We start from the raw sequence: 26,864 nt of genomic DNA, 5'->3' as shown, positions 1-26,864 counted from the left end.
CCATGCCCCTCTCCGCGCGCCTCTCCGCCCACACCGACCTCGCCACCGCCCTCGACCGCCTCGGTGACCGCGAGCTCGCCGAACTGGTCGCGGCGGGCGCGCCGTTGGGCGCGGGCATCGGCGGAAGAGCCACCCGGATCACGGTCGCCGGCCGACAGGTCTTCGTGAAGCGGGTACCGCTCACCGACCTGGAACGGCGACCCGCCCACGTGCGCTCCACGGCGAACCTGTTCGGGCTGCCGCCCTTCTGCCACTACGGCATCGGCGCCGTCGGCAGCCCGGGGTTCGGCGCGTGGCGGGAGCTGGCCGCGCACACCATGACCACGAACTGGGTGCTGGCCGGGCACTGCCCCGCCTTCCCGCTGCTGCACCACTGGCGCGTGCTGCCGAGCTCACCTGCCGCGCTGCCGGACGAACTGGCCGACGTGGAACGGGCCGTCGCCTACTGGGGCGGCACCGACCGGCTGCGCGAGCGCATCGAGGCCCTGCGGACGGCCTCCGCGAGCCTGACACTGTTCCTGGAGTGGTTCCCGTACACGCTGCACGACTGGCTCGACGCCCGGCTGCGCACCGACGCGGCGGACGCCGCCTGCACCCGGGCCGCCCGAGGCCTGAAGACGCTCGTGGACTTTCTCCACGGCCGTGAACTCCTGCACCTGGACGCCCACTTCGGGAACATCCTCACCGACGGCCGACAGCTCTACCTCACCGACTACGGGCTCGCGCTCAGCTCCCGGTTCCGGCTCGCCCCGGACGAGTACGGCTTCTTCGAGCGGCACCGGAGCTACGACCGCGTCTACACGGCCTACTACCTGGTGATCTGGCTCGTCACCGCCCTGTACGGGTACCGCGGCGAGGAGCGGGCGGCCTTCGTCCGCGCCTGCGCCGACGGCACACGGCCCGAGGGAATCCCCCGGGCCGCGGCCGCGCTGCTGACCCGGCACGCACCGCTCGCCGTGACCATGGACGCGTTCAGCCGACGGTTCGAGCGGGAGAGCCGTACGACGCCGTACCCCTACAGCAACTCCACACCCTCCGCGTAGTGGCAGGCGACCGGGCGGCCGCCGCCCCGGTCGACCAGTGCGGGCACCTCCTCCACGCACGCGGCCCGCTCGCTCTGCGTCAACTGGTCGGCGAACTTGGGGCAGCGGGTGCGGAAGCGGCAGCCGCTCGGTGGGCGTACCGGGCTCGGCACGTCGCCCTGCACGATGATCCGCTTGCGGGCCCGCTCCTTGCGCGGGTCGGGGAGCGGGATCGCCGAGACCAGAGCCTGGGTGTACGGGTGTGCCGGGCGAGCGAACAGCAGGCGGGCCGGGGCGATCTCGACCAGGCGCCCCAGGTACATCACCGCCACCCGGTCCGCGACGTGCCGCATCACCGACAGGTCGTGCGCCACGAACAGGAAGGACAGGCCCAGTTCGCTCTGCAGGTCCATGAGCAGGTTGAGGATGCCCGCCTGGATCGACACGTCCAGCGCCGAGACCGGCTCGTCGAGCACCACCACCCTGGGGCGCAGTGCCAACGCCCGTGCGATGCCGATGCGTTGGCGCTGGCCGCCGGAGAACTCGTGCGCGAAGCGGTTGCCGTGCTCGGGGTTGAGGCCGACCAGTCGCAGCAGCTCGCGCACCTCGTCCCCGGCGTCGGGGCCGTAGCGGCCGTGGATCCGCAGCGGCTCCGCCACGATCTCGTGCACGGAGATCCGCGGGTCCAGGGAGGCGTACGGGTCCTGGAAGACGATCTGCAACTCGCGACGCAGCGGCCGCATCCGACGTCGGCTCAGACGGGTCAGCTCGCGGCCTCGGTAGGACACCCGTCCCGAGGTGGCACTCTCCAGGTTGAGCACCGTCCGGGCGATGGTCGTCTTGCCCGAGCCGGACTCGCCGACCAGGCCCAGCGTCTCGTTCTCGTACAGGTCGAAGGAGACCCCGCACACCGCGTGCACGTCGTCGACCCGGCGGCGGACGACGCCGCGCGACAGCACCGGGAAGTGCTTGACGAGGTCGCGGACCTGGAGGACGGGCTCTCCGGAGCCACCCTGGCCGGGCAGCGGCGCGAGCGGGGTGGAGCCGAGGGCCGCGGGGGCGTTCATACGGAGTCCTCCTCGGGGGCATTGACGGTGTCGGCGAACCGGGCGAGCGCCGCGGCGTCCGCGCCGACCGCGTCGAAGACCTCGCCGGCGCCGGTGTCCACGAGTTCGTCGGCGAAGTGGCAGGCGCTGAGATGGGTGTCGGAGCCCGTGCGCCGCGGAGCGGGCTCCGAGGCGTCGCACGGCTCACGGCGCATCGGGCAGCGGGGGGCGAACGGGCAGCCCGGGGGCAGGTTGAGCAGCGAGGGCGGGGAGCCGGTGATCGGGGTCAGGCGTTCCTCCTCGCGGTCGAGGCGGGGCAGCGAGCCGAGCAGGCCGAGGGTGTAGGGCATGCGCGGGGTGTAGAAGATGTCCTCGACCGATCCCGTCTCCACGATCCGTCCCGCGTACATCACCGCGACCCGGTCCGTGTGGCCGGCGACCACGCCCAGGTCGTGGGTGATCAGGACGAGCGCGGCGCCGGTCTCGGCGCGGGCGGTCTGCAGCGCGTCGAGGATCTGCGCCTGCACGGTGACGTCGAGCGCGGTGGTCGGCTCGTCGGCGATGATCACGTCCGGGTCGTTGGCCATCGCGATGGCGATGACGACGCGCTGGCGCATCCCGCCGGACATCTCGTGCGGATAGCTGTCGACGCGCCGCTCGGGGCTGGGGATGCCGACGATGCCCAGCAGTTCGGCGGCCCGCGCACGGGCGGCGCGGGCCTTGAGACCGGGCTGGTGGCGCACCAGCGTCTCGGTGATCTGGTAGCCGACGGTGTAGACCGGGTTGAGTGAGGTCATCGGGTCCTGGAAGATCATCGCGATACCGCTGCCCCGCAGGTCCGACAGCCTTGCGTCGGACAGCCCGAGCAGCTCCGTCCCCTCGAACCGCACCGAGCCGCGCACCCGGGCCGAGCCCGGCAGCAGCCCCATCACGGCGAGGGCGGTCACGGACTTGCCGGACCCGGACTCGCCGACGATGCCGAGCGACTCCCTGGGTTCCAGCCGGTAGCCGACGCCGCGTACGGCCCGTACGATCCCGTCGTCCGTGGGGAACTCCACGCTCAGGTCCTCCACTTCGAGGACCGCGCCGGACTCTTCGCCCTTGCTGGTGACCGTCACTGTCGCACCCTTTGCTGCCGGGGATCGAAGGCGTCGCGCAGCCCGTCGCCGATGAAGTTGATCGTCAGGGCGATCGCGATGATGAACGCGCCGGGGATGTAGAAGAGCCAGGGCCGGGTGTCGACCGCCGTCTGTGCCTGGGCGACCAGCAACCCGAGGGAGGTGTCGGGTGGTTGGACGCCGAAGCCGAGGAAGGACAGGGCGGTCTCGATGAGGATGCCGGTGGCGACCAGGATCGTGGCGCCCACGATGATCGGGCCGAGCGCGTTGGGCAGCAGGTGCCGGAAGATGATCCGTGCGTCCGAGGCGCCGAGCGCCCGCGCCGCCTCCACGAACTCCTTCTCACGCAGCGACAGGACGCTGGAGCGCACCACCCGGGACACGTACGCCCAGGTGAGCCCTGCGATGACGAGGGCGATCCAGTACCAGGAGCCGCCGCTGCGCGAGGAGATGACCAGGGCGATCGCGAGCAGTGGCAGCGTCAGCACGAGATCGGCGATGCGCATCATCACCGCGTCGACGAATCCCCGGTAGAAGCCGGCGATGGCGCCCCACACCGCGCCGACCAGGGTGGAGCCGAACGCGATCAGGATGGCGATCTTCAGCGAGGTCTGGGTGCCGCGCATGACCTGGGCGTAGGCGTCGTACCCGGAGGAGTTGGTGCCGAACGGGTGCTTCCAGGACGGGGGTTGGGAGTTGTCGGGGGTGAACTTCTCGTACGAGTAGTGCCACAGGTATGGGCCGACGAACGCCCACAGCACGATCAGCACGAACACGACGAGGCTGATCATCGCGGCCCGGTGGCGCAGGAAGCGGCGCAGGATCAGCTGGGTCTGGCTGCGCTGCCGTACCGTGAACTCGTGCTCGACACGGGCGGGTCGGTCGGCCGCCTGGATGTCAGTCATAGCGGATCCTCGGGTCGAGTACGGCGTAGAGGAGGTCGGCGACGAGGTTGAAGCCGATGACGATGACGGCGGAGAGCAGCAGCCAGGCCATGGTCCGGTAGACGTCGACGGTCGTCGCCGCCTGGACGAGCATCTCGCCCAGGCCGTGCCACTGGAAGATCGTCTCCGTGACCACCGCGCCGCCCAGGATGATCGCGATGTCGAGCGCGGTGACCGTGGCGAGCGGGATGAGTGCGGTACGCAGGGCGTGCCGGGTCATGACCCGCCCGCGGCGCAGCCCCTTGGCGCGGGCGAGCCGCACGTAGTCGCTGTTCAGCACCTCCAGCATCGAGGCCCGGGTGTAGCGGGTCCAGGCGGCGAAGGAGACCAGGGCGAGGGTGATGGTGGGCAGCACGAGGTGGCCGACGCGGTCGGTGAACTCGTTCCAGGGGGTGTCGACTTCGAGGTACGGCGACTTCTCGCCGATCGTGCCGAGGAACTGGCTGCCGGTCTCCTCGTTGAACCAGATGCCGCCCTGCTTGAGCAGCACGGCGAACCAGAACACCGGCATGGCGAGGAACAGGAAGCCGAGGAAGGTGATGGTGTAGTCGGCGGCGCTGTACTGGCGGATCGCGCTGAACACCCCGAACACCACGGCCATGACCAGGGCGATGAACATCGCGGCGGCGACCAGGGTGACGGTCACCCTGAGGCGGGTGAACAGGTCGTGCCCGATGTCGAGGTTGTCCTGCACGGAGGGCCCGAAGTCGCCGTGCAGTACCCCGGTGATCCAGTTCCAGTAGCGCTGCACGGCCGACTGGTCGGCGTGGATGTGCCGGGCGAACGCGGCGATGGCGGCCTTGCTCGGGGCGGGCTGCCGTGAGGTGGCGAAGTTGGCGACCGGATCGCCCGAGTTGACGACGACCAGGAAGACGACGAACGTCGAGGCGATCAGGACGGGGACGGAGACGAGGATGCGGCGCACGGTGTAGGCGAGCATGCGGTCTTCTCTCGGAGGTGGCCGGGTCCCGTGGGGGGGTTGGCCGGCCCGGTCCCGGGGTCGCCGGGGCCGGGCACGGCGCTGATGGCGAACGGGGCTGCTGCTACTACTTCTTGAGGCCCCACTCGCCGGTGTTGTAAGGAGGACCGACGAGCGTCGCGTTGTTCCGCATGTTCACGAACCGCTTCTGCACGGCGAGGAACGTCGGCTTCTGGTAGAGCGGGAGGACGTAGGCGGCGTCCACCATGATCTTGTCGGCCTGGTTGAGGAGTTGGGCGGCCTTCGCCTGGTCGGTCTCGCCGACCGCCTGGTTGATCAGCGCGTCGGCCTGCTTGTCGCTGTAGCCGCCGTAGTTGCCGCCGCCTCCGGTGGACCAGTTCTGCTGGGCGCTCGAGGTCGGGAACGGCGCGGCGACCCAGGCGAAGACGATGATGTCGTACTGGTGCCCGGCCAGCACCGTGCCGAGGTCGGCGGCGCCGATCGGCTTGATGGTGACCTTGACGCCCAGATTTCCCAGGTCGCTCTGCAGGATCTGGCACTCGCTCTGCCGGATCTGATTGCCGGTGGTGTAACGGCAGTTGAAGGGCCCGACCGCCTTGCCGTCCGGGGTCTTCAGCGCCTTGCCGATTCCGGTGAACTTGGCGTCGGACAGGTACTTCTTCGCCTTCGCCAGATCACCCGAACCCTGCCCGGTCGAGGTGACCACGTCCTGGTAACCCGCCTGCCCCGGCACGAAGTTGTGGCTGCCGAGCGGCTTCACGCCCGGATCGAACTGCCCGACGGTCTTGGCCAGGATGTCCTTGATACTGATCGCCGTGAACATCGCCCTGCGCAACGCGGTGTACTTGCCGAGCACCGGGTTGTGCAGGTTGAGGTCGAAGTGCTCCCAGGTGAGCCCGTTGGCGATGCCGTAGGTGACGTCCGGGATCTCCTTGACCTGCTTGACGAGGTCCACCTCGGGCTGCGGATAGATGCCCTGCACCTCGTTGTTGCGCAGCGCGATGGGCTCCTGCGTGGCATCCGTGATGACCTTGAAGATGAGCCGCTGCAGCGACGCCTTCTTCGGGCCCCACCACTTGGGGTCGGGGACGTAGGTGGCGTGGTCGTTGTCGGCCCACTGCTGCATCTTGTACGGCCCCGCCGTCGCGTACTTGCTGGGCGGGTTCTTCTGGAAGTACTGCCACCCCTGAGTCATCTGAGTGGTCGTCATATGGGCGGCGTCGCCGGTCTTGGCGCCGGAGAGCTTCTCGGCGACGTGGGCCGGATAGAGCGGATAGCCGCCGCCGAAGAGCGACTTCCAGTCGGAGTACGGCTTGGACATCACGACGGTGACGGTCTTGCCGCCGTCGGAGGGCGTGACGGACTTGACGCGGTCGTATCCGGCGGTGGACTGCGGCAGGCACCCCTTGGTCTGGGTGGAGTCGCTGGCCGGGGGCGGCGGGCAGTCCTTGCCGTTGTTGGTGCGCCAGTAGTAGACGAAGTCGTCGGCGCTGATCGGCGTCCCGTCGTTCCACGACGCCTTCGGGTTGATCTTGTAGACGAGGGTCTGCGGGCTGCTGCTCGTCTGCGCCGCCGAGGTCACCACGTTGGTGTCGAGGCCGACGGTGAAGTCCGGGCGGGGCACGAAGACCTGAGGAAGGACCACCTCCAACGCCTCGGCGTTCTCGAAGGTGTTGCCGTTGACGTCATGCACGTTCCACTGCTGGATGTTCTTCTCCAGCACGTAGGTGAACGTTCCGCCGGCCTTGGTGGGGCCGGAGTTGCAGGTGTTGGCCTTGCCCTGGGTCGAGCAGGCCGTGAGACCGGCCGAGCTGCCCTTGCCGGAGCTGCCGCTCCCGCCGCCACCGCCGCTGCAGGCGACGAGGACCAGAGTGAGCCCGGCGGCCAGCGTGAATCCCCTTGTGAGGGTGGATGATTGCGCGCGCATGTCCCTCCTTCGACCGGCGGACGGCCGGCCCGTCAAGGCGGCCGACGGCCGCGAGGAAACTGAGCTGCGCATTGACGGTAGAGCGCTTCTGTACCTTCTTCAGGTTCGTGTTCATACCGGGACGGCGACAATTCACCCTCACGTTCCCCCAGGAACGTTAAAGTCCACGCAAAGTGCCCGGTGGGAAACGCGCCGGGGAAATACCGGCAGGCGTCGCACACCGCATGCCACCATCACGGACGCACCGCTGCTACAGGCTGCAACGGAAACCGGACTGCCCGTCAGCCGACGGGAACACCGCCCTCCAGATACAGCGCGGCCCCGCGTTCACGCGCCCGCAGAGCCCGCCGCAGCCGCTCGTAGCGCACGGGCGGCAGCAGCGCGGCGGCCTCCTGCTCGGTGACGAAGCGCCAGTCGCGCAGCTCGGGCCCCGGCAGCACCAGCGACCGGGCGTCGGCGGAATCGAGGCGCCCGCCGTCGAACAGCAGCCGCAGCCCGCCGAAGCCGGGCGGCGCGGGCGGCTCCCAGTCCACGACGAGCAGCCGCGGTACGTCGTTCAGCCGTATCCCGGTCTCCTCTGCGACCTCGCGCATGCCGGCGCGGGCCGGGGCCTCGCCGGGCTCGACGACACCGCCGGGGAACTCCCAGCCGGCCTTGTAGGTGGGGTCGACCAGCAGCACCCGATCCCGCTCGTCGAAGAGGAGCACCCCGGCGGCGACGGTCTCGGCGGTGGGCTCCGGCGTCTGCACGATGTCGCAGACGGGCACGGCCCCGCTCCCGACGGCCTCGGCGATGCGCACCGCGGTCTCGTACGGGGTGAGCGCACCGGAGTCGACCGCATAGGCGTCGGCGGTGAGCCAGGAGGCCAGGGCCGCGCGATACCGCTCGATGTGGTCGTACGCCCACTGCCGCACCCGCGTACGGCCGTCGGGCAGGTCGGGCGGGCCCTCCCGCCCGGCTGTCCGCTCGCGCAGGATCGTTTCCGCCGGGGCGATCAGGACGTGCCGGACGGGAATTCGGCGGGCGGCGAGACCGCCGAAGATCTCATCGCGGTACTCCTGGCGCAGCAGGGTCATGGGGACCACCAGGGTCCCGCCGAGCTCGGCGAGCAGCGCGGCAGCGGTGTCGATCACGAGCCGTCGCCAGATCGGCAGGTCCTGGACGTCACTGACCTCGGCCAGGTGTTTGGGCGGCAGCAGGTGCGCGAGCGCCGCGCCGACGTCCTCGGGGTCGAAGAGCGTGCTGTTCGGGATCAGTTCGATCAGTTCCCGTGCGGTGGTCGTCTTGCCGGCACCGGACGCACCGTTCATCCAGACGATCACGTTTCCCCCTCTTCTGTTGGCCCCCTGTGGCTTGCCCGCTCCACAGTGCCACGGAAACCAGCCGCAGTTGAGGCCCACAGACGGGTGCCGGTGTCCTCCGTCGGAGGACACCGGCACCGTAGGAAACCGGGCCGCGGCCCTACTCCTGCCCCAGCGCGTTGTCCTCGACGGCGAAACTGTCCTGGCTGACCGTGTGATCGACCGTGCCGAGCGTGTCCGACACGTTGAGATCCCCGACTACGTCCCTGTCCGCACCGTGAGACGGCGTCATCGCGGCGACGACGAACCCGGTGGCGAGGGAGGCGATGGCGAGCATGCTGCGCTTCTTCATGACCGGTTCAACTGCAAGACGGCGCGCGAGTCACGCAAGCTTTCGAGCTGTGGACCATGGTCCGGTATTCCCGAGAAGCACCCGCTCCATCGGAACGCCCTTAACTACGGATTAGGTTGGTTCCAGGCCCGCGATCAACACACTCCTCCGGTTGGCGATGAGAATCCTCCGGGTCGGCGACGAGTCGGCCACGCGACGTCGTCGATCGCGAGCCACGGTGCGACGGCCACGGCCGTGGGTGTGAGCCCGGTGAACGCCTTGACCTCGCGGTGGAGGTGGGACTGATCGACGTAGCCGCTCTCGGCGGCAACGCCGGCGGCGGCGTGACCCGCCGCGAGGAGGTGAGCCGCATGGTCGAACCGCACCAGCCGGGCGGCGCGTTTGGGGGCGATACCGAGCTGGGACCGGAACCGGACCGACAGGCGCTTGCGGCTCCAGCCGACCTCGTCCGCCAGACGGTCGACCCGTACCTGCCCCTGGCTGGTCAGCGTCCGCCGCCAGGTGTGGGCGACCTCCGGGTCGACCGGCGTCATGGCCCCAGACATCCTCGTGAGGTCGCCGGTTCGCGAGGCGCGCGCCAACTTGAGAAGCCTCTCGTCGGCGGGCTGCTCTTCCGCCTAGGGTGCCGATCATGTTCAAGTCAGGGGTGGGGTTCCTCGCGCTGTTCGGGCTCGGCTGGTGGCTGCTGGCCACGAGTGCATTCGACGGCTTGGCACGGCTGGTCGAGGTCGTGGTCGGCTGCGCCGTCACGTTGGGGCTGATGCTCGCCGCGCGCCGTTTTCTGCCTTCGTCGACAGCAGGGGAGTCATTCCCCGCCGACCGGCGTCGGCGGTTCAATCAGATCAACGGTATCCAGTGGCTGCTGATCGTCGTCATCGCCGTGGTGTGCGCTCGCGCCGCATTGCCAGTGCTCATTCCCCCGCTGGTCGCGATGGTCGTTGGGCTCCACTTCCTTCCGCTCGCAGCGGTGTTCAAGCAGCCCCGGCTGCGGGTGCCAGCGGCTCTGTTGATCGCGGCCGGAGCATCGGGCATGGCCGTGTGGCTCACGAACGGCCCGGACAAGACCGTTCGCCTCGTCGTGGGCCTCATCTCTGCACTCTGCCTGTGGGGCACGGGGATCTGGACGGTCACGGGGGCGGCATCCGCTGCCGAGCATGGCGTCAGGGAGTGAAGGTGCCGGCGGTCCGTGATGGCCACCCTGTCCGGACGGCGGAGCGATTACGTGTGCGCGATATTGATGACGAGGAGGGCCGTCGGCTGCTTCGCATCATTCGCAGAGGCACCGGGTCGGTGGTGACCTGGCGACGGGTCCAGACGGTCCTGCTGTCCGCGCAGGGCATGCCAGCACCGAAGATCGCCGAAGTGACGTTCACCAGCGACGACCGAGTCCGGGATGTGATCCACAACTTCATTACCGACGGCTTCGACTCCCTGTATCCCAAGTACAAGGGCGACCGGCCGAGGACCTTCACCCTGTCCGAGCGGCGCGACATCAAGAAGATCGCGAAGTCCAAGCCGACCGAGCACGACCTGCCCTTTTCGACGTGGAGTCCGACCAAGCTGGCAGACTTCCTGGTCGCCGAGGGGGTTGTCGACGACACTCTGTCAGTGCGCCTTGCCGGCTTGCCTGGTGGAATGAGACCGGTCAGAGAACCTTCGAGGTCCGCGGTCAAGGGGGGTGGGCGCAAGGGTCCCCGGGAGCCACCTCGGGACTATGTTGCAGGGCTCAGACCCCACCCCCTCATCCCTCCCCGGCCAACACGCTTTCCAACTGTGGTGGTGGGGACCAGGGCTACATGCAGGGGCGTTCACGTGCGTTCATGACCGCCCCGTCCGTAGGCCGAGATCCGCTCGCGGCCCGGTCTGAACGACCGCCAGGGACGACCCGGGAGAGCGCTCGTGCGTGAGCACCGAATGAGGAGTTCGGTTGATGGTTCGTCTTGGCGGTGCGGCCTGGCGCCAATGCGACCGGACGAGGACGCTCGCGCACGCCCTCGTCCGACGGTGTTGATGTCACCCGTTGATGTCAGAGCCTCACCCTGGATCGTTGAAACTTCCGATGGCGGACGGGTGCGGTAGTGGCTGGCGCGGGCTCGGGTCTGGCGGCGAGTGCGCCGGCGATGCTGGTGCATGACCGGCCAGGTGCACTCGTGGTGGCTGCTGGCACATCAGCAGCCGATGACGTTGACGCAGTCACTGGGCCTGTTCTTGCGAACCGGGCTATCCGTCAGTGTCACATTACCGGGAGCCGAGCTGTTGAAAATGCCACCGCCATCTCCGGGCGTTCCCGAAGCGCGATTGAATTGAACCGGGCTCCGCGTCAGTGTGGCAGTACCGATGCCGCCGTTGAAAATTCCACCACCCTGCCCTGGTCCCCCGTCGCCCTTGGCGGAATTTCCCTGAGAGTCGGCACCAACCGGACTGTCGGTCAGTTCCAGTGTGGAGTCGTTGTAGATGCCACCGCCAAGAGCAGCGACTGAACCAGTTACCTTGTTGTCGATCACCTTGGTGTGGTCCAGAGTGGCCAGGCTGCCGTTCTGGCTGACGATTCCGCCACCACGCGCATCGGGCCCAGTGACCCGATTGTGGCTCACAAGGGAGCGGTTCAACCTCACGGTGCTCAAATCCACCTCGATGCCGCCCCCGGCGCTCCGGTCGGCTCCCTTGGAAACGACGGTGTTCTTGGTGATGGAGCTGTTGTTGAAGACGGTAGTGGCGCCTGCTGCCGAAGCCAAGCCCCCGCCAAAAGCACCGAAAGGACTAGTCGCGCGGTGAACGACCGAATTGTCTTCCACGGTGCTGTCCGTGACGGTCATCAGACTGCTGTCATTGTCGAGAGCTCCGCCTTCAAGGTCGGCCGTGTTGCGTTTCAGACAGCTCCGGCTGATCGTTACCTGTCCGCCATGAAGCCAGACGGCCCCCCCGACCGCAGCGTTTGCCGGGGAGGCGGCGTGACCGTTCGTCAGGGTGACGTGGTCGAGAGTGAGAACACCGCCCGAGAGCACCTCAAAGAACCGGAACTTCGATGCACTGTCTCGCTTGATGGTAGCGCCGTTTCCCTGGATCGTAACGCCGCTACTATTAGTGATCTGCGTAAAGCCATTTGGCGTGCCTGCAGGGTCGGCTTGGGTGAGTCTGTAGGTGCAGCCTCGCTTCAGTTTGACGGAGCCGCCGCCAGAATTACTGTTCACCTGCGCGACCGCCTGCTGCAACTGCGCACCATTACAGCTTGTCAAGGTCCGTGAAACCGGAGCCGCCGCGGATGCCGTGCCCGGAACAGCAACAGACGCTGCTGCTGTCCCCACCACAGCCAGAACCAAAGAACGCCGTAGCGTCATACGCACCGTCCTCTGAATGAAAGCCGCGACGGCCAACTATTGACGTCGACGCGACTGCCAAATAGCACTGCGAGGAACCTAGCACTCAAACGATCAACCGAAGGGTTTCCTCGGCGAGGTGTCGTTCGCGGCCCTTAACTCGATCCTGCGTGGCTCGCGGCTGCTGACCCGTGGTGGACGGCGTTTCCCCGATAGTCCGGAGGGTTACTCTTCAGCCCGGCACCGGGCTTTGCTCTTTTCACCTGCTTGGCCCAAGCACGGTTGGCGCTGTCGGTGAGTAATTTCCAAGAAACGCCATCCAGTCAGCTTGGCGCCGTCCGTCGACCGAGGCTGGCACTACGCGGCTTTGCGGCCTGGTCTCATCCTTATCCGGTCGATCACGCGAGGCCGCCGACGCAGGCTACCCCTGCCTGTACCTGGCCTTGCTGTGCGCCGAGGTTCGGCCTCGACCGCTGTTGTCCGTGCCTGTCGGTGTCAGCCATTGATGTCAGCCGCCACTGTCCCCCTTGACAGCCTGTGGAGGCAGCGGGTCAAGGGCGGTTAAGACCCCACGTCTGCAGGGCGTAGGGTCGCCCCTTCTCCTCACCCGTGATGAGCGGCACGTCGAGCAGTCTGAAGCCCGCCTTGGTGGCCACGGCGACGCTGGCAGCGTTCTCGGCCTCCAGCTCCAGGATCACCTGCCTCGCGCCCAGGTGCTCGAAGGCGTACGCGACCATCACCCGCACCGCCCGCGCCGCCAGCCCCTGGCCGCGGTGCGCTGGGCCGATCGCGTAGCCGAGCTCCATGCCCTCGGAGGCGCGCCGCAGCATCACCTCACCGAGCGGCGCGCCGCCGTCGACGGTGATGGCGAGCAGGATTGTCGTGCCGTCCGCCCGCAGTTGCCGGTCCCGGTCCAACCGCGCGCGGGCCGCCGCTTCGTCGAAGGGGGAGACCATCGGTGTCCAGTACGCGATGTCGGGGTGGTCAAACAGCTCCGGCATCGCGACCAGGTCCGCCTCCGTCCAGTCGCGGAGGACGAGCCCCTCCCCCGAGAGCTCGATCCGCTCGGGAAAGGACGACGTGGTGCTGCTCATGGTGGGGGACCTCCCTGGCCTGTTCAGAACGAGGCAGGATAACCCCGTGCAGGCAATGACTCACCAATATTTTCCGGGGCTCTTTCATACCGCGGCCGTGGTGGAGCACTCGGCCTTTCATCAGCCTCCACTCACCCCTGCTCCCATCCCGTACGCCGTCGACCCACACACCGTGGAGCAGGCGTGGTTCATGGCGTCCAGGTGGAGCGCGCCACTCTACGAACGACTGTGAGGATTGATCACGGCACCGCTCGGCGGCCTGACCCACCGAACGATTGACGCGTGGCTTCACCTGATGCTTGACACCGCGTGCCTCGGCATGGCTGTCTCTGGCTGTCGCCGTCTCGGTGACTGGCTGCGGCATCAATACACTCCTCTCTCATCGGTAGCAGGGCTTGCGCAAGAGCGGGGGATGCGGTGTCGGCAGCCATCGAGGTGCAGAGGGTGTGGAAGCTGCCGTTTGCTGATCTCTGGGCAGGGCAACGTCCTCTGTGGTGGACTGTCGGCCCTACAGGGGAACTTGCTGTGCTGCTCGTCCATCGGCGTCAGCTCCGCCGAAACCGCTATGTCAAGGGCTGGGTGGGGTGAAGGCCGGAGGTCCCCTTTGACGGCGTGCTGGTCATCCGTCGAGCCGAGGGGTCAGTCCAACGCCGAATCATCAAGGATCTTCATGTCCGGCCCAGTCACATCGCTCTTCTCCCTGACTCCCGGCTCCTGATAGTGAGTGGTCGCACGAGCAGGGAGGAATCGGGCTCATGGGAGCCAAACGCCCTGGTCTGCTCTTTGGAGGGCAAGCAGGAGAGAACCTTCTGCGTCGGCGATGACATCCCTGTCCTGGTGACCGATCAAAACGGATCGATCTGGACGGCCTACGGTGACGAAGGCATCTACGGAGGCCATCCGGAGTCGGCAGCCGGGCTTGCTGGCTGGAGCACAGACGGCCATGCCGTGTGGGCCCCGGAAGGCCGCCTCCCCGATACGCCCTTGGAAGGCTGCACCGCCGCCATCGAGGAGGACAGGACATGGCTGGTCTGGTACTCCGGCAGCAGCCGCGGAGGCACATTCCTGACGCGAATCACGCCCTCCACGGGTGAGGTGACCAGCTGGTCCAGCCCTGTACGTGATCCGGACGGATTCGCGGTACGCGGCCGTCGAGCAGTTCTTACTAGGCGCGCCCACAACACCTGACCGCAGTGCATGACCACCTGACCGGGCACTCGTATGGTGCGCCGCTCGGTTGCGCTCCACGTATCGCCGACCAGCTCGGTTGACCGCCGGCGTGCGCTACCCGGCCGAGAAGGTCAGGCATCCATCTCCCGTGCCATCGGACTCGCCCGTATCGGTGCCGCTGTCACGCTGATTCTCTGACGGCATTCCGACGCACCGTGCCACACGGTTTCTGTTGAAACGGCAATCCAAAAGAGCGGCGCTTACGTACCCAAAATGCAGCCGCAACCAGCGGTACGTCCCTGGTCGGCTGGTCCCGTGCAGCGAGGATCTCGGGTGCGAGACGTGGTCCTCATACGCGCGGGGCGACGTCCACGACCGTGCCGCTCCCTTGTAGTCACGGTCATCCGTTCAGTGCCGCCACGACAGCGTCGGCCCGGCCACACGGGCCGACGCGGCATAAGAAGAGTGCATTCATCATGCGAGTAAAAGGCGCTAGGCGTCTCGTCGCGACGTCAGCCTCCATTCTGATGGCTGGCGGCGCTGCGATCGCCGCGGCCGGCACGGCTGCAGCAGCTCCAACCGTGCACACCCATGTGATCACCAGCCAGTGCTTCGGCGACGACTGGCGCTGCTTCGGCCACGATCGCTTCGACCACGGCGGGTTCGGCTTCGACCACGGATTCGACCACGACGGGTTCGGCTTCGGTCACCGATTCGACCACGATCGCTTCGACCACCGATTCGACGACGGACCCGTCGTGATCATCGTGCGTGGGTGGTAGTCGCCGCTGGTGACCAAGGGGGCGGCGCGCTCATTGCGGGCGCACCCCCATCGGCGGTGCCCGCCCCTCGTCCAACAGGAGGGCCTGGCCGCATCCGGTGCGGTTCATCCGCCTCCGTGATGGCAACACAGGACGTTGCCGCCTTCGGCGACGGCGCCGTGCCGGCCGCCGGGTGACCGCAGCTCCCTGTGGAGGTCGGGATGAAAGTTGTCGTTGATCTTTCCCGATGTGAAGGGCATGCACAGTGCGCGTTCCTGGCTCCGGAGGCGTTCCGGATGCACGGTGAGGAAGCGCTCATGTACGACCCGAACCCCGACGACGCCCAGCGCGACCAGGTGCTACACGCCGCAGCGGCCTGTCCGGTCCAGGCGATTCTGGTCGACCGGCTGGAGGGACGGGACGCCCCGGTGGAGGCGTCCCCGTCATGACCAGCGCCGACACTCTGCGGGCGTTCAAGCGCGATGGCCGCATCGTGATCGTCGGGGCGTCACTGGCGGGGCTGCGTGCCGCGGAGGCGCTGCGCGACGAAGGGTTCACCGGCTCGTTGACCATGATCGGTGACGAACTGGGCGAGCCCTACGACCGGCCTCCCCTGTCCAAGCAAGTACTGACCGGGTGGGTGCCGGCCGGGGGCACCGCTTTGCCCCGCCGTCGTGGCATCGACGCGGAGTGGCTGCTGGGCGTGCCAGCCAGCGGGCTGGACCTTGCGACGAACCACGTACGACTCGCCGACGGACGCGAAGTTCCCTTCGACCGGGTGTTGATCTCCACCGGGGTGCGGGCCCGGCCGTGGTTCGTCGAGTCCGAGGCGGCCCTGGACGGGGTGTTCGTGGTGCGTACGCGCGAGCACGCCGAGAGCCTGCAGCGAGCCCTCGCCGCCGGGCCTTCCCGCGTTCTGGTCATCGGTGCGGGATTCAACGGTTCCGAGATCGCCTCCATCTGCCGCGAACGGGACATCCCGGTGACCGTCGCCGAACTCGCGGCGGCCCCGCTGGTCGGGGCGCTCGGTGCCGTGATCGGTGCGGTTGCGGCGGACATGCAGCGCGCTCACGGCGTCGACCTGCGTTGCGGTGTCAGAGTCGCCCGACTCGAGGGAGACACGCAGGGACGGTTTCGCCGTGCTCACTTCGACGACGGCAGTACGGTCGACGCCGATGTGGCGGTGGTGGCACTCGGAGGCATCCGCAACACCGAGTGGCTGCGGGAGTCGGGACTGGCGGCGGGCGTGTGGGGAATCACCTGCGACACGGGCTGCCGCGCCCTCGACATCAATGGCCGCGTCACCGACGACGTCTTCGCCGCGGGAGACGTGGCACGTTGCCCGAACCCCATCTACGAATACCGGCTCATCTCACTGGAGCACTGGGCCAACGCCGTGGAGCAGGCAGAGGTCGCAGCCCACAACATGGTCAGCGATCAGGACGACAGCTGGGCCCACCTGTCCATCCCGCTGTTCTGGTCGATCCAGTTCGGCGTCAACATCAAGTCCGTCGGCGTGCCGACCTTCGCCGACGAGGTCGTCGTCACCCAGGGATCGCTGGACGACCACCGCTTCGTCACCGCATACGGCTATCGGGGCCGCGTCACGGCTGCCGTGAGCTTCGACAACGGCAAGTGGCTTGACCACTACCGACGGTTGATCGAGGCGGCCGCACCTTTCCCGCCCTCCTGCCCCACGCCGGACCAGCCGGCCGACATGAAACCGGTGCCCGTCGACCTCCCCGGCCCCGCCCTGCTCGCTCAGGGCGCCACCGTGCTCGTCACAGGCCATGACCCGGGTGAGCGCCGCGTCACGGCCGTGCACCAGCATCAGCAGGAGGAACGCCGGGTGACCACGACCGAGACGCCCGGCACGCTGCAACGGATCTTCGACTACTCCTCCCGGCCCGACCCGTACCCGCTGTATGCCGAGCTGCGCAGGACGCCGGTGGCTCGGCAGGAGGACGGCAGCTACGTCATCAGTACCTATCGTGAGATCACGGACGTACTGAATGACCCGCATCTGAGTGCCGACGTGCGCAATCTGTCGCGCCCGATGCCCTCAGTCGAGGAAGGGGTCACGCCGGCGTTCATCAAGATGGACCAGCCCGAGCACGATCGCCTGCGGCGTATGGCGATGCGTCACTTCGGCCCCCCTCATACCCCGGGACTGGTGACCGGCATGGAAGGCGACCTGACCGCCACCGTCAGCAGCCTGATCGACGATTTCGCGTGCAAGGAGCGGATCGACGTCGTCGACGATTTCGCCCTCCTGTTCCCCGTAACCGTTGTCTGTCACTTGCTCGGCGTGCCACGCGAGGACGAGCCGAGGTTCCACCTCTGGGTGAACGACATCATGAACGCGATCGACTACGACCCCAAGACCGACCCGAAGGAGAAACTGGACAAGGGCGTACGGGCCCGCAAGGACTTGCGCCAGAACCTCGGCGAGCTCGTGGAACAGCGCCATGATCGGCCGGGCGACGATCTGTTGGGCCGGCTGGCCAACGATGACGACGGGCCAGACGGCCGGATGACCGACGCCGAAATCGTCGCCACCGCCAAACTGCTGCTCATCGCCGGCCACGAGACCACCGTCAACCTCATCACCAACGGCATGCTGACGCTGCTGCGCCACCCGCACGTGCTGCAGCGACTGCGCGACGACCCGGACCTGGTCGTGCCGCTGGTCGAGGAACTGCTGCGCTACGAGCCCCCCGTGCACATCATTCCCTGGCGAGTGGCGTACAGCGACATCGCCGTCGGCGACACCGTCATCCCCAAGGGTTCGCAGATCATGCTCATGTTGGCCTCAGGCAGCCGCGATCCGAAGCGCTTCCACGACCCCGACCGCTTCGACCCGGATCGGCGTGACAACCAGCACCTGGGGTTCGGCAGCGGCATCCACCTGTGCTTCGGCGGCCCGCTGGCCCGGCGGGAGACCCAGATCGCGCTGACCGAACTGGTAAGCCGCCTCGACCGCCCCAGTCTGGTCACCGACCCACCACCGTACCGGCGAAGCCCCGTTCTTCGGGGTCCGATCCATCTGGACATCGAGCAGGGCAACGGTTGACTCGGCAGCTGAGGGCAGTTGCAGAGTCGCGCTGCGGACGGCCCGGCGACCCCGCCGGGGCGGTCCACCTCGATGACAGTGACCTGGTGCGCCGGCGAGGACCCCACGTGCGCAGGTCGCCTCCAGGCTTATCCAGCTGATTCAGGTACGAGGACAGTTGTGCCCTGCACTCGGCGGCCGATGCGAGGCATGCCGTCGCTTCGACCTGCGGGCGGACGTGGCCGACTGTCAGCAACGCTTGTCGGTGAGGAAGTCCAAGACCTTCTGTGCGACGACTCTGTCTGACTTCGTGAACTCCCATGGTCTGACCACCTGTTAGCGTGCGCGGATGGAAGATCTGGGACCCGTGGCTTGGCCGCCTGAGCCGATTAGGACCGAGAGGCTCGTGCTCCGTGAGCCCGAGACCCGGGACCGTGCGGCATTCATCGAGCTGCTCGCCTCGCCAGAGGTGCACGCCTACCTCGGCGGCCCCCGACCGCGTGACGAGCTTGAGCGGGAGATGCCCGGGGCGCCCGAGCGGTGGCCCGGGAACTTCGTCGTTGATCTCGACGGGTTGATGATCGGCCAGATCCTGCTCAGGAGAACAACGGGGCACCATCGCCCGGCTGCCGCGGGGAAGGCCGATCTCGGCTACCTGTTCCTGCCGCGGGTGTGGGGATTCGGGTACGCCGCCGAGGCGTGCGCGGCGGCACTCGGCTGGCTCGCCGGCGCGCTTCCCGGCGAGCCGGTGGTGCTCACCACCCAGACCGCCAACGTCGGCTCGATGCGTCTCGCGGCGAAGCTGGGGTTCACTGAGGTAGAGCGGTTCGAGGCCTGGGGCGCCGAGCAGTGGCTCGGCCTGTGGTCCCCGGTCACGCCCTCCAGTTGAGTTTGCGACAGAACCGCCGGGGGTGCCCTCCCATCCACGCGCGAGCGGCCTGCAACTGCGGCTTGCCCGCATGCCGGGTGTCACCTCTAGGGCCTGTCCGGCGAGAGGGTGCCTTCACGTCTCGGCGCGGCGGAACTTACGGTTTGTGGGTTACCCAGAGCAGTTCCGCCGGCCAGCGGTGTGCCCAGTCGGGTGGGTCGGTTTCGTTGTAGCCGTTGAGTGTTCCGGGTTCGGGCCGCGGCTCGATGAGGTCGTCGATGATGAGACCCGCGCCGCGCAGGACCTTGACCCAGTCGCCGTAGGTGAGCTGATAGCTGGTCGCGCCGTCGTCTTCGGCGATGGTGTTCAGCCCGAAGTAGTCCTGCTGCAGCGTCGTGGTCACGCGGCTGGCGGCTTCGTCGTAGCAAGCTTCGAACCATGGGCTGGCGACGTTGAACACCAGGCGCCCGCCTCGGCCCAGGACGCGTGCGGCCTGCGGGACGGCCAGGTGCGGGGGCGCCCAGCTGAGCCCACCGAAGTCGCAGAACACCAGGTCGAAGCTGTCGGCGGCGAAGGGGAGTTGTTCGGCGGCGCCTTGCACCAGCCTGTCGAAGAAGTTCTTGTAGGCGGTGTCCAGGTCCCGCAGAGACTGCTGCAGGACGACCGCCGACACGTCCGCGAGCCAGGCCCGTTCCTCGGTGCGCTTGGCCTGGGTGATGCGAAGCCGGGACAACTCCGCCGACTTCACGTACGGCAGCCCCGCCGCGTGTGCTTCCTTACGGTCACGCAGGCAGTCGTTCCACACCACCCGCGCGCACCCGAACGCCCGCGCCAGCGCACCGCGCTGGGAGGCATCCGGGTAGGCCCGAAAGTTGTAGCGGAGCTGCATGATCAAGACACTACGGCGATTGACCTCGCGGATAAGCAGAACCAGAAAAATATGACAAATGTGTAGATCGATGATGCATGTGCAGGTGGTCTTCGTGACGTACCGGCGCGGGGTGTTCGACGACGAGATGCTGACACGCTGCGAACAGATCCGACCGTCAGCCCCTGTGGGCTGTCTGGGCAGCAAACTACCCCGGACGGTAGAGTCACTGGTGGTACAGAATTGCGATCATGAAGTCATCATGAACCACTCATTACATGATCAGACACGCGATGCGTACGCTCTGCGCCGCCACCCTCGTGGCCGCTCCCCTCGCCCTGACCGCGACGCCTGCACAGGCCCTGACTTCATGTACGGTCAACGGCCGTCCCGCGGCCGGTACGACTGTCACTGGCACTGCCGGCCCCGACTACATCAGCTGCGGCGCCCTTGCCGTGGGCGATAGCGTCAACGGCTTGGGCGGGAGCGACTACATCGTCATCAACGGCACCGTTGCCGGCACCGTCGACGGCGGCCCCGGCAGCGACTCCATCACGGCCAACGCCGGTACCACGGCGACCGGCAGGATCCTCGGCGCCGCCGACAGCGACTTCATCTTCGTCGGCCCGAACGCCGGCACCGTCGACGGCGGACTCGGGTCGGACTTCTGCCTAGTCGCTTCTGGCAACCCTCCCATCAACTGCTGACCAGCAACGGTTTGTTGGGCCGGCCAACTGGAATGCTCAGAGTGGCCAGCCGGCGGGCCACACGTGGTCGGAGGGCCGAAGCCCGCAATGAACGGTCTTCGACCCTCCGGTGGTGTAGCGGCCGTGCCCGACTATGACGACGGAGGCAGAGGTGTGGTCGGCCTCCGCGTCACATCACGGCCCCCAAGGGTGGACTAGCGGTGGCCGTGCCAGCCCCGGTCCCAGTGCCGGTGGCCGTACCAGCCGTGGTGCCAGCCGTGGTTCCGGGGCCAGCCCCGATGCCAGCCCCGGTCCCAGTCCCGGTCCCGGTCCCGGTGCCAGCCCCGGTCCCAGTCGCCGAATCGACCGTCGCGGTCGTCGTCGTCGCCCCAGCTGCTGTGCGAGTAACTCCTCCCGTTGTCGCCGTCATGGCCGGCGGCCAGTGCCGGCAGGGCGGCCGCGCCGACGAGAGCGCCCGAAGCCACAAAGGTGGCAATCAGGCGGACCGCCGTACGAGAAACAGACATGAATCTGTCACCTCACGTTCGTGCACACCGACCCTGGTCGGAGCCGGATGTGCCATCCGAAATTCTCGGCTCTCTGCCGAGGGCCCACACTGTGGCCCTTCACGGCGACGCCAGATCAACGAAAGGATTCGTGTTACAAAGCGCGGATATATCCGTAACTCTCCCTTGTATGGGCCATCGATATCGGGAAGGGCCAGGGCACCGGCCCTGTCCCAGCTCTCAATCGTGCTGCGAGCAGGGAAAAGGCAACTGACGGTCCGTAACACCCTTGGCGGTCTCGCTGCCTCAACTCCTTCTACTGGCCCAACGGCTTCCGTAACGAAGGGGGGTGCTCTGTTCGGGGGACGCGTTGCGGACGGTGGCGATCCGGTGGGCTGGTAGCAGATGCGGTCGTGTTTCTCGGACGCCTTGACGGAAGGGCCTCTGGTCACGGCGGTTCCGTTCCGGCGGCGGACGGCAGTGATGGCCGGTGGCCCCTCTCGGGGAAGGTGGCGCTTCCGCACCGGCGCGGAGACGGGCTCGGTGGAGATAGGTGATCAACAAGGTTGTTGAAGCCTCAATGGACAGGTCAAGTTCCGTTTTCTGAGCACCAGTTGGAATATCGCCTATGTGAGTGCGGCCTGAGTCGGGGAAACGAACGCGGGCGCCTCTGGCCTCGTGAAGCTCAACAATCGGAGCCTTGACCGAGGCGCGGTGACCCCTGATGCTGCGCTTGCCCGTGGGGAGCGGGCGCCTCGGAGAGGGACGACGACATGAGCGAGCGGCAGCTGAGTGTGCCTGACTTCTGGGCGCACATCGGCTTCTTGGTGGGACTGGTCGCGGCCATTATGGGGCTTTTCGTCGGCCGGCCTGGCTCATGCTCGGGGCAGTGCTCATCATGGCGCCGAGCGTTGTCGTGATGATGATCGAGAAGCCGAAGCGACGCCGTTGCAGGGGCCGGCGGTGCGGGTGCACATGCGATCGGCGGAGTCCTGATGACCGGGGCAGGATCCTGCAGCGGCACTGGCCTGGTCGGTGGGGCGGTTGTGAAGGCGCGGAGCGGTTACCGCGTAGGCCGGCCCCCAGGGCGTCGACGCGTCGGCGGGTGTCGAACCACGCACGCTCCGTCGCTCGTCCACCCGAATCCGCCTGACGTCAAACGCCCCGGAGCATGATCGGCCCAGGGGCCGGCTCCCCCGTATCCCCGGCAGAAGCCGGACCACGGCCACCCCAGGGCTACCTGGGTTGCCTGGACCACCTGGACTGCTGTCTCAGACTCCCGCCCCCGCCGCGCCCCGCATCCCCGCCAACGCCGCAGCAGCAGCTCCCACCAGGCCCGCGTCGGTGCCCATCCGGGCCGGGGCCACGGTCAGGTGTCGTACGAACGACAGGGTCGCGTAGTCGGCGAGAGCGCAGCGCAGCGGGGTGAAGAGTACGTCTCCGGCCTTGGCCACTCCCCCGCCGATCACCGCGATGTCGATCTCGACGAGAGTCGCGGTGGCGGCGATTCCGGCGGCCAGTGCCCGCGCGGCACGTTCGAAGGAGGCCACGGCGATGGGGTCGCCGGTGCGGGCGGCGGCGGCGACCGCGGCGGCGGAGGTGTCGCCGTCGAGGGCGGGGCGCCAGCCGTTCTCCAGCGCGCGGCGGGCGATGTTGGGGCCGCTGGCGATGCGTTCCACGCAGCCGCGGGAGCCGCACGGGCACGGGTCGCCGTCCAGGTCGACGCTGATGTGGCCGATGTGACCCGCGTTGCCCGTCGGGCCGGGATGCAGTCGCCCGTTCAGGACGAGGCCGCCGCCGACGCCCGTCGAGACCACCATGCACAGTGCGTTGTCGTGTCCGCGGGCGGCACCCTGCCAGTGTTCGGCGGCCGTGATCGCGACGCCGTCGCCGATCAGCTCGACGGGAAGGCCCCCGGTGGTCGCGCGCACCCGCTCCACCAGTGGGAAGTCGCGCCAGCCCGGTACGTTCACCGGGCTCACGGTGCCCGTCGACGCGTCCACCGGGCCTGCGCTGCCGATGCCGATGGAGCCCGCGCGTCCCCACAGCGGCGACTTGGCCAGGTCGCCGAGCACGTCCGTCACGGCGCGCATGACGGTCTCACCGTCCTCCTGCGCCGGTGTAGCGCGCTGCGCCCGCGCCTGAATCCGTCCGTGGCCGTCGACCAACGCCCCGGCGATCTTGGTACCGCCGATGTCGAGCGCCGCCACGAAGTCGGTGTGCATCAGAGTCAGATCTCCCCGTCAAGCAAGAGGAACAGAGGAACAGCTAAGGAACGAAGCGACAACCAGTCGTCCGTACGCGCAGCAGCGGCGGTGCCGGACGACAGCGCAGGCCGGTCTCGCGGTGGGGGCGATGGCCGGTGATTGCGGTGGACAGTCTCCCCCGCATCTGACAACGTTGTCCAGGCTCTATGCTCGATGCCACATCCTCATACCGCATACGACCCCATGGGCCGACGCGCCCCCGTGGACGACAGGACAGGACACCGCATCGTGCCCGAGACCACCCACCGCGCCGATCGCCCCACGGACCGTCACCCCGGGACGCGTTATGGCAGTCGTCCCACCATGAAGGACGTGGCGGCACGTGCCGGAGTGGGTCTGAAGACGGTCTCCCGTGTGGTCAACGGCGAGCCCGGCGTCACCCCGGACACGGAGCGCCGGGTCCAGGAGGCCATCGACGCCCTCGGCTTCCGCCGCAACGACAGCGCGCGGGTGCTGCGCAAGGGCCGTACGGCGAGCATCGGGCTGGTGCTGGAGGATCTCGCGGACCCGTTCTACGGGCCGCTCAGCCGCGCGGTGGAGGAGGTCGCCCGGGCCCATGGCGCCCTGCTGATCAACGGCTCCAGCGCTGAAGACCCGGACCGCGAGCAGGAGTTGGCGCTGGCGCTGTGCGCGCGGCGCGTGGACGGCCTGGTGGTGATCCCGGCCGGGGACGACCACCGGTATCTGGAGCCGGAGATCAGGGCGGGCGTCGCGACCGTGTTCGTGGACCGGCCGGCCGGGCGGATCGACGCGGATGTCGTCCTGTCCGACAACCACGGCGGCGCCCGCGACGGCGTCGCCCATCTGATCGCCCATGGCCACAGCCGGATCGGGTTCATCGGCGACATGCCCCGAATCCACACCGCGGCCGAGCGTCTGCGCGGCTACCGGACGGCCATGGCGGAGGCGGGGATACCCGTCGAGGACGCGTGGATGTCGCTGGGGGCCACCGACCCGGAGCGGGTGCGCCGGGCGGCGCAGGAGATGCTGTCCGGTCCCAGCCCCGTCACCGCGGTCTTCGCGGGCAACAACCGCGTGACGGTCACCGTGGTCCGGGTCCTGGCTGAGTTGTCGCGCCAGGTCGCCCTCGTCGGCTTCGACGACTTCGAGCTCGCCGACCTGCTGCGGCCGGGCGTCACGGTCGTCGCCCAGGACGCGGCCGCTCTCGGCCGTACCGCCGCCGAGCGGCTCTTCCGCCGGCTCGACGGCACCCTTCCCTCCTCGGAGCGGCTCGAGTTGCCGACCCGGCTGATCACCCGCGGCTCGGGCGAGCTGCCGCCGGTGGACTGAGCCGCGCATGACCGGTCGCACGCTGGAGGAACTGGGCCTCGCGGAGGCACCGCGCGAACATCCGCTGAGTTATCCGGGCGCGTGGCCCGCCGACTCCGGGCTCCTCCACGGGGACCGGATGCTGCCGCTCGAGCAATTGGTGTACGAGGACCGCGTGCCCGTCCTCGCGGTCGGATCCAACGCCTGCCCGGGCCAACTGCGCCACAAAATGGTCGGGTTCGGGGTCACCTCACCGGTCCCGATGGTGAAGGCCACCGTAACGGGAGTCGGTGTCGGCGTCTCCGCGCATGTCAGCCGCATGGGATACGTCTCGGCGTCCCCCTTCGAAGCGCCGTACTCAGTAAGGGAGTTGTTCCTGATCTGGCTGGACGCGCGCCAGCTCACCCTCGTGGACGCCAGCGAGGGGGTGCCGGTACCGGCCGGACACTACGACCGTGCATGGCTGCCAGCACCGGACGTACGGATCGAACTGGCCGACGGCACCACGCTTCCCGGCGCGTACGCCTACGTCAACCGGCACGGGATCCTGCACGACGACACCGTCACGCCCCGCGAGCACCCGGGCGAGCGGGCACTGCTCACCCAACTGCTGCGGGAGTCAACCAGGTTGAGGAGCTTGTTCGGTACGACACCGGAGGAGTTCTGCGCACGGGCCCGCGCGGACGCGGAGTTGTGCGAGCGGGGCACCCGACTGTTCGCCGAGCAGGACTGGGTGACGGCGTCCGGCCTTGAACGCTACGTCCGTGATCCGCGGGCCGGGCGGCCGGGAATGGACGCGTGATTACGCCCTCTCTCGGCCCGGCTACCACAGGACCGTCCGGCTACCTGGCTAGCGGCGGCCTGCGGCTGCCGGACCGGACCGCCGTCGCACTCCGGCGAAGCCCTCCAGTTCGGCGCGGGTCAGCCCGGTGAGTCCTGCCACCTCCGCGAGGTCGAGGGCGCCGCAGTCCAGGCCGCGCAGCAGATAACCGCTGAGGGCCTTGGCGGTGGCAGGCTCGTCCATGACGTCACCGGCGGCCCGCTCGATGTAACGGGCGAGGCGGGTGGCCGCCTGCTCGAAGCCCTCGCGGTAGAAGGCGAAGACGGCCGCGTACCGGGTGGGCAGGTGGCCGGGGTGCATGTCCCAGCCCTGGTAGTAGGCGCGGGCCAACGCCCGTCGTGTGAGCCCGTAATGCAGTCGCCAGGCGTCGTGGACCTGTCGGGTCGGACCGACCGGCAGGACGTTGGTGGAGCCGTCCGACAGCCGTACGCCGGTACCCGCCGCCGCGACCTGCATGACCGCCTTGGCATGGTCGGCGGCCGGGTGGTCGCTCGCCTGGTAGGCGGCGGAGACGCCGAGGCAGGCGCTGTAGTCGAAGGTTCCGTAGTGCAGCCCCGTGGCCCGGCCCTCGGCGGCCTGGATCATGCGCGCGACGGTGGCCGTGCCGTCGGCGGCGAGGATGGCCTGGCTGGTCTCGATCTGGATCTCGAACCCGATCCGCCCGGCCTCCAGCCCGTGCGTCTTCTCGAAGGCCCCCAACAGGCGGGCCATGGCGGCGACCTGTTCGGGGTACGTCACCTTCGGCAGGGTCAGCACGAGGCCCTCGGGCAGACCGCCGGCCTCCATCAGGCCGGTCAGGAGGATGTCGAGGGTGCGGATGCCCCGGTCGCGTACCGCGGCCTCCAGGCACTTCATGCGGATGCCCATGTACGGAGCCGCCGTACCGGCCGCATACGCCTCGGCGATCAGCCGGGCCGCGCGGGCGGCCGCCTCGTCCTCCTCCGCGTCCGGGCGGGGGCCGTAGCCGTCCTCGAAGTCGACCCGCAGGTCCTCGATCGGCTCGCGCGCCAACTTGTCGCGTACGCGCGCGTGGACCGGCTCGGCGAGGTCGTCGGAGAGACCGAGGACGGCGGCGAAGGCCGAGGCGTCCGGGGCGTGTTCGTCCAGGACGGCGAGGGCCTGGCCTCCCCAGGAGCGCACGGTGTCAGCGGCGAAGACGTCGCCGGGGACGTAGACGGTGTGCACGGGCTGACGGGTGCCGGGGTCGCCGGGGTAGCGGCGCTCCAACTCGGCGTCGACCGGGGCGAGGGAGGCGCTGATCTGCTCGGTGACGGCACCCGCGAGGCTCGTCGCCACCTTCACCGGCCGACTCCTGCCGTGGTCCTGACCGTGCCCCATCGCACACCCTCCGCGCGTCCACCCCACAAAATCAACAATCCGTTGAACGAAGCTATCCGTGGGCCTTCCCGCCGGTCAACACTGCCCCTGGGGAGGATCGGAACGTCCAGAAGCGACAACTGCTCGATCTTGAGACAGAGCGCGGCGGGCGACATCTGCCTCGGCGTGCCTCTCGGC

General features: G+C 68.4%; 23 protein-coding genes and 4 pseudogenes. 12 read left to right on the top strand and 15 right to left on the bottom strand.

Annotated features, from left to right (window positions below; genetic code table 11):
• Positions 1-2 precede the first annotated feature (2 nt).
• Positions 3-1,043 carry a protein kinase family protein gene (locus ABZ910_RS15510; RefSeq protein ID WP_361364170.1) on the top strand — a complete coding sequence of 347 codons (1,041 nt, stop codon included), beginning with the start codon at positions 3-5 and terminating at the stop codon, positions 1,041-1,043.
• Here the strand turns inward: ABZ910_RS15510 and ABZ910_RS15505 are convergent.
• The 8 genes and pseudogenes from ABZ910_RS15505 to ABZ910_RS15470 form a co-directional block, all read right to left on the bottom strand.
• Positions 1,016-2,089 carry an oligopeptide/dipeptide ABC transporter ATP-binding protein gene (locus tag ABZ910_RS15505; RefSeq protein ID WP_361364167.1) on the bottom strand — a complete coding sequence of 358 codons (1,074 nt, stop codon included), beginning with the start codon at positions 2,087-2,089 and terminating at the stop codon, positions 1,016-1,018. The genes ABZ910_RS15510 and ABZ910_RS15505 overlap by 28 nt on opposite strands.
• Positions 2,086-3,186: an ABC transporter ATP-binding protein gene (locus ABZ910_RS15500; RefSeq protein ID WP_361364164.1), complete on the bottom strand. Its 1,101-nt coding sequence runs from the start codon at positions 3,184-3,186 to the stop codon at positions 2,086-2,088. The genes ABZ910_RS15505 and ABZ910_RS15500 overlap by 4 nt, the downstream gene beginning before the upstream one ends.
• Complete coding sequence (locus tag ABZ910_RS15495; RefSeq protein ID WP_361364161.1) at positions 3,183-4,091, bottom strand: ABC transporter permease; 909 nt, start codon at positions 4,089-4,091, stop codon at positions 3,183-3,185. The genes ABZ910_RS15500 and ABZ910_RS15495 overlap by 4 nt, the downstream gene beginning before the upstream one ends.
• Positions 4,084-5,070 carry an ABC transporter permease gene (locus ABZ910_RS15490; RefSeq protein ID WP_361364158.1) on the bottom strand — a complete coding sequence of 329 codons (987 nt, stop codon included), beginning with the start codon at positions 5,068-5,070 and terminating at the stop codon, positions 4,084-4,086. Before ABZ910_RS15490 ends, ABZ910_RS15495 begins: the two co-directional genes overlap by 8 nt.
• Before the next feature lie 106 nt (positions 5,071-5,176).
• On the bottom strand, positions 5,177-6,997 hold the full coding sequence (locus tag ABZ910_RS15485) for an ABC transporter family substrate-binding protein (RefSeq protein ID WP_361364155.1): 1,821 nt from the start codon (positions 6,995-6,997) through the stop codon (positions 5,177-5,179).
• 281 nt (positions 6,998-7,278) lie between these two features.
• Entirely contained in the window at positions 7,279-8,319 is a 1,041-nt protein-coding gene (locus tag ABZ910_RS15480) for an NUDIX domain-containing protein (RefSeq protein WP_361364152.1), read from the bottom strand.
• 139 nt (positions 8,320-8,458) lie between these two features.
• On the bottom strand, positions 8,459-8,650 hold the full coding sequence (locus ABZ910_RS15475) for a hypothetical protein (RefSeq protein WP_361364149.1): 192 nt from the start codon (positions 8,648-8,650) through the stop codon (positions 8,459-8,461).
• A gap of 134 nt (positions 8,651-8,784) precedes the next feature.
• Positions 8,785-9,177, bottom strand: a pseudogene (locus ABZ910_RS15470) (helix-turn-helix domain-containing protein); the annotation flags it as partial.
• A gap of 104 nt (positions 9,178-9,281) precedes the next feature.
• Here ABZ910_RS15470 and ABZ910_RS15465 point away from each other — a divergent pair.
• Both ABZ910_RS15465 and ABZ910_RS15460 read left to right on the top strand, forming a co-directional pair.
• Entirely contained in the window at positions 9,282-9,821 is a 540-nt protein-coding gene (locus ABZ910_RS15465) for a hypothetical protein (protein ID WP_361364146.1), read from the top strand.
• 2 nt (positions 9,822-9,823) lie between these two features.
• Positions 9,824-10,249 (top strand): annotated as a pseudogene (locus ABZ910_RS15460) (helix-turn-helix domain-containing protein); the annotation flags it as partial.
• A gap of 569 nt (positions 10,250-10,818) precedes the next feature.
• Here ABZ910_RS15460 and ABZ910_RS15455 read toward each other — a convergent pair.
• A complete protein-coding gene (locus ABZ910_RS15455) occupies positions 10,819-11,988 on the bottom strand; it encodes a hypothetical protein (RefSeq protein WP_361364143.1) in 1,170 nt (389 codons plus the stop codon).
• A gap of 530 nt (positions 11,989-12,518) precedes the next feature.
• Positions 12,519-13,061 (bottom strand): GNAT family N-acetyltransferase, encoded by a 543-nt coding sequence (locus ABZ910_RS15450; RefSeq protein WP_361364141.1) that lies wholly within the window; start codon positions 13,059-13,061, stop codon positions 12,519-12,521.
• A 783-nt stretch (positions 13,062-13,844) separates the two neighbouring features.
• On the opposite strand from ABZ910_RS15450, the gene ABZ910_RS15445 reads away from it, so the two are divergent.
• Entirely contained in the window at positions 13,845-14,249 is a 405-nt protein-coding gene (locus ABZ910_RS15445) for a hypothetical protein (protein ID WP_361364138.1), read from the top strand.
• Positions 14,250-14,743: 494 nt separating this feature from the next.
• Here the strand turns inward: ABZ910_RS15445 and ABZ910_RS15440 are convergent, their stop codons facing one another.
• The gene (locus ABZ910_RS15440) at positions 14,744-14,968 is read right to left on the bottom strand and encodes a hypothetical protein (RefSeq protein WP_361364135.1); all 225 of its coding nucleotides are present in this window, start codon (positions 14,966-14,968) and stop codon (positions 14,744-14,746) included.
• 245 nt (positions 14,969-15,213) lie between these two features.
• On the opposite strand from ABZ910_RS15440, the gene ABZ910_RS15435 reads away from it, so the two are divergent.
• The 4 genes and pseudogenes from ABZ910_RS15435 to ABZ910_RS15420 all read left to right on the top strand — a co-directional run bounded on the left by ABZ910_RS15435 (position 15,214) and on the right by ABZ910_RS15420 (position 18,933).
• Positions 15,214-15,441, top strand: coding sequence for a ferredoxin (locus ABZ910_RS15435; protein ID WP_361364132.1), 228 nt, complete (start codon positions 15,214-15,216; stop codon positions 15,439-15,441).
• A pseudogene (locus ABZ910_RS15430) lies at positions 15,438-16,808 on the top strand (FAD-dependent oxidoreductase); the annotation flags it as partial. The gene ABZ910_RS15435 and the pseudogene ABZ910_RS15430, both read left to right, overlap by 4 nt.
• Positions 16,809-17,048: 240 nt before the next feature.
• Positions 17,049-18,065 carry a cytochrome P450 gene (locus tag ABZ910_RS15425; RefSeq protein WP_361364352.1) on the top strand — a complete coding sequence of 339 codons (1,017 nt, stop codon included), beginning with the start codon at positions 17,049-17,051 and terminating at the stop codon, positions 18,063-18,065.
• A gap of 328 nt (positions 18,066-18,393) precedes the next feature.
• Positions 18,394-18,933: a GNAT family N-acetyltransferase gene (locus ABZ910_RS15420; RefSeq protein WP_361364129.1), complete on the top strand. Its 540-nt coding sequence runs from the start codon at positions 18,394-18,396 to the stop codon at positions 18,931-18,933.
• A 136-nt stretch (positions 18,934-19,069) separates the two neighbouring features.
• Here ABZ910_RS15420 and ABZ910_RS15415 read toward each other — a convergent pair whose 3' ends face one another.
• Positions 19,070-19,801, bottom strand: a complete 732-nt coding sequence (locus ABZ910_RS15415; RefSeq protein ID WP_361364126.1) for a helix-turn-helix domain-containing protein — start codon at positions 19,799-19,801, stop codon at positions 19,070-19,072.
• 58 nt (positions 19,802-19,859) lie between these two features.
• Between ABZ910_RS15415 and ABZ910_RS15410 the strand changes: the two are divergent.
• Together ABZ910_RS15410 and ABZ910_RS15405 are read left to right on the top strand one after the other, a co-directional pair.
• Positions 19,860-19,952: pseudogene (locus ABZ910_RS15410) on the top strand (IS200/IS605 family transposase); the annotation flags it as partial.
• 121 nt (positions 19,953-20,073) lie between these two features.
• Positions 20,074-20,487 carry a hypothetical protein gene (locus ABZ910_RS15405; protein WP_361364124.1) on the top strand — a complete coding sequence of 138 codons (414 nt, stop codon included), beginning with the start codon at positions 20,074-20,076 and terminating at the stop codon, positions 20,485-20,487.
• A gap of 194 nt (positions 20,488-20,681) precedes the next feature.
• Here the strand turns inward: ABZ910_RS15405 and ABZ910_RS15400 are convergent, their stop codons facing one another.
• Together ABZ910_RS15400 and ABZ910_RS15395 are read right to left on the bottom strand one after the other, a co-directional pair.
• Entirely contained in the window at positions 20,682-20,993 is a 312-nt protein-coding gene (locus tag ABZ910_RS15400; protein ID WP_361364121.1) for a hypothetical protein, read from the bottom strand.
• Between the two features lie 1,250 nt (positions 20,994-22,243).
• Positions 22,244-23,197 carry an ROK family protein gene (locus tag ABZ910_RS15395; RefSeq protein ID WP_361364118.1) on the bottom strand — a complete coding sequence of 318 codons (954 nt, stop codon included), beginning with the start codon at positions 23,195-23,197 and terminating at the stop codon, positions 22,244-22,246.
• 225 nt (positions 23,198-23,422) lie between these two features.
• On the opposite strand from ABZ910_RS15395, the gene ABZ910_RS15390 reads away from it, so the two are divergent.
• A complete protein-coding gene (locus ABZ910_RS15390; RefSeq protein WP_361364349.1) occupies positions 23,423-24,529 on the top strand; it encodes a LacI family DNA-binding transcriptional regulator in 1,107 nt (368 codons plus the stop codon).
• Between the two features lie 7 nt (positions 24,530-24,536).
• On the top strand, positions 24,537-25,310 hold the full coding sequence (locus ABZ910_RS15385; protein ID WP_361364115.1) for a hypothetical protein: 774 nt from the start codon (positions 24,537-24,539) through the stop codon (positions 25,308-25,310).
• 48 nt (positions 25,311-25,358) lie between these two features.
• Here ABZ910_RS15385 and ABZ910_RS15380 read toward each other — a convergent pair whose 3' ends face one another.
• Positions 25,359-26,651, bottom strand: coding sequence for an aldolase/citrate lyase family protein (locus tag ABZ910_RS15380; RefSeq protein WP_361364112.1), 1,293 nt, complete (start codon positions 26,649-26,651; stop codon positions 25,359-25,361).
• Positions 26,652-26,864 lie beyond the last annotated feature (213 nt).

The sequence above is a fragment of the Streptomyces sp. NPDC046805 genome, from assembly GCF_040645355.1.
Taxonomy (GTDB): domain Bacteria; phylum Actinomycetota; class Actinomycetes; order Streptomycetales; family Streptomycetaceae; genus Streptomyces.
This window is presented reverse-complemented; position numbering and strand designations above follow the sequence as displayed.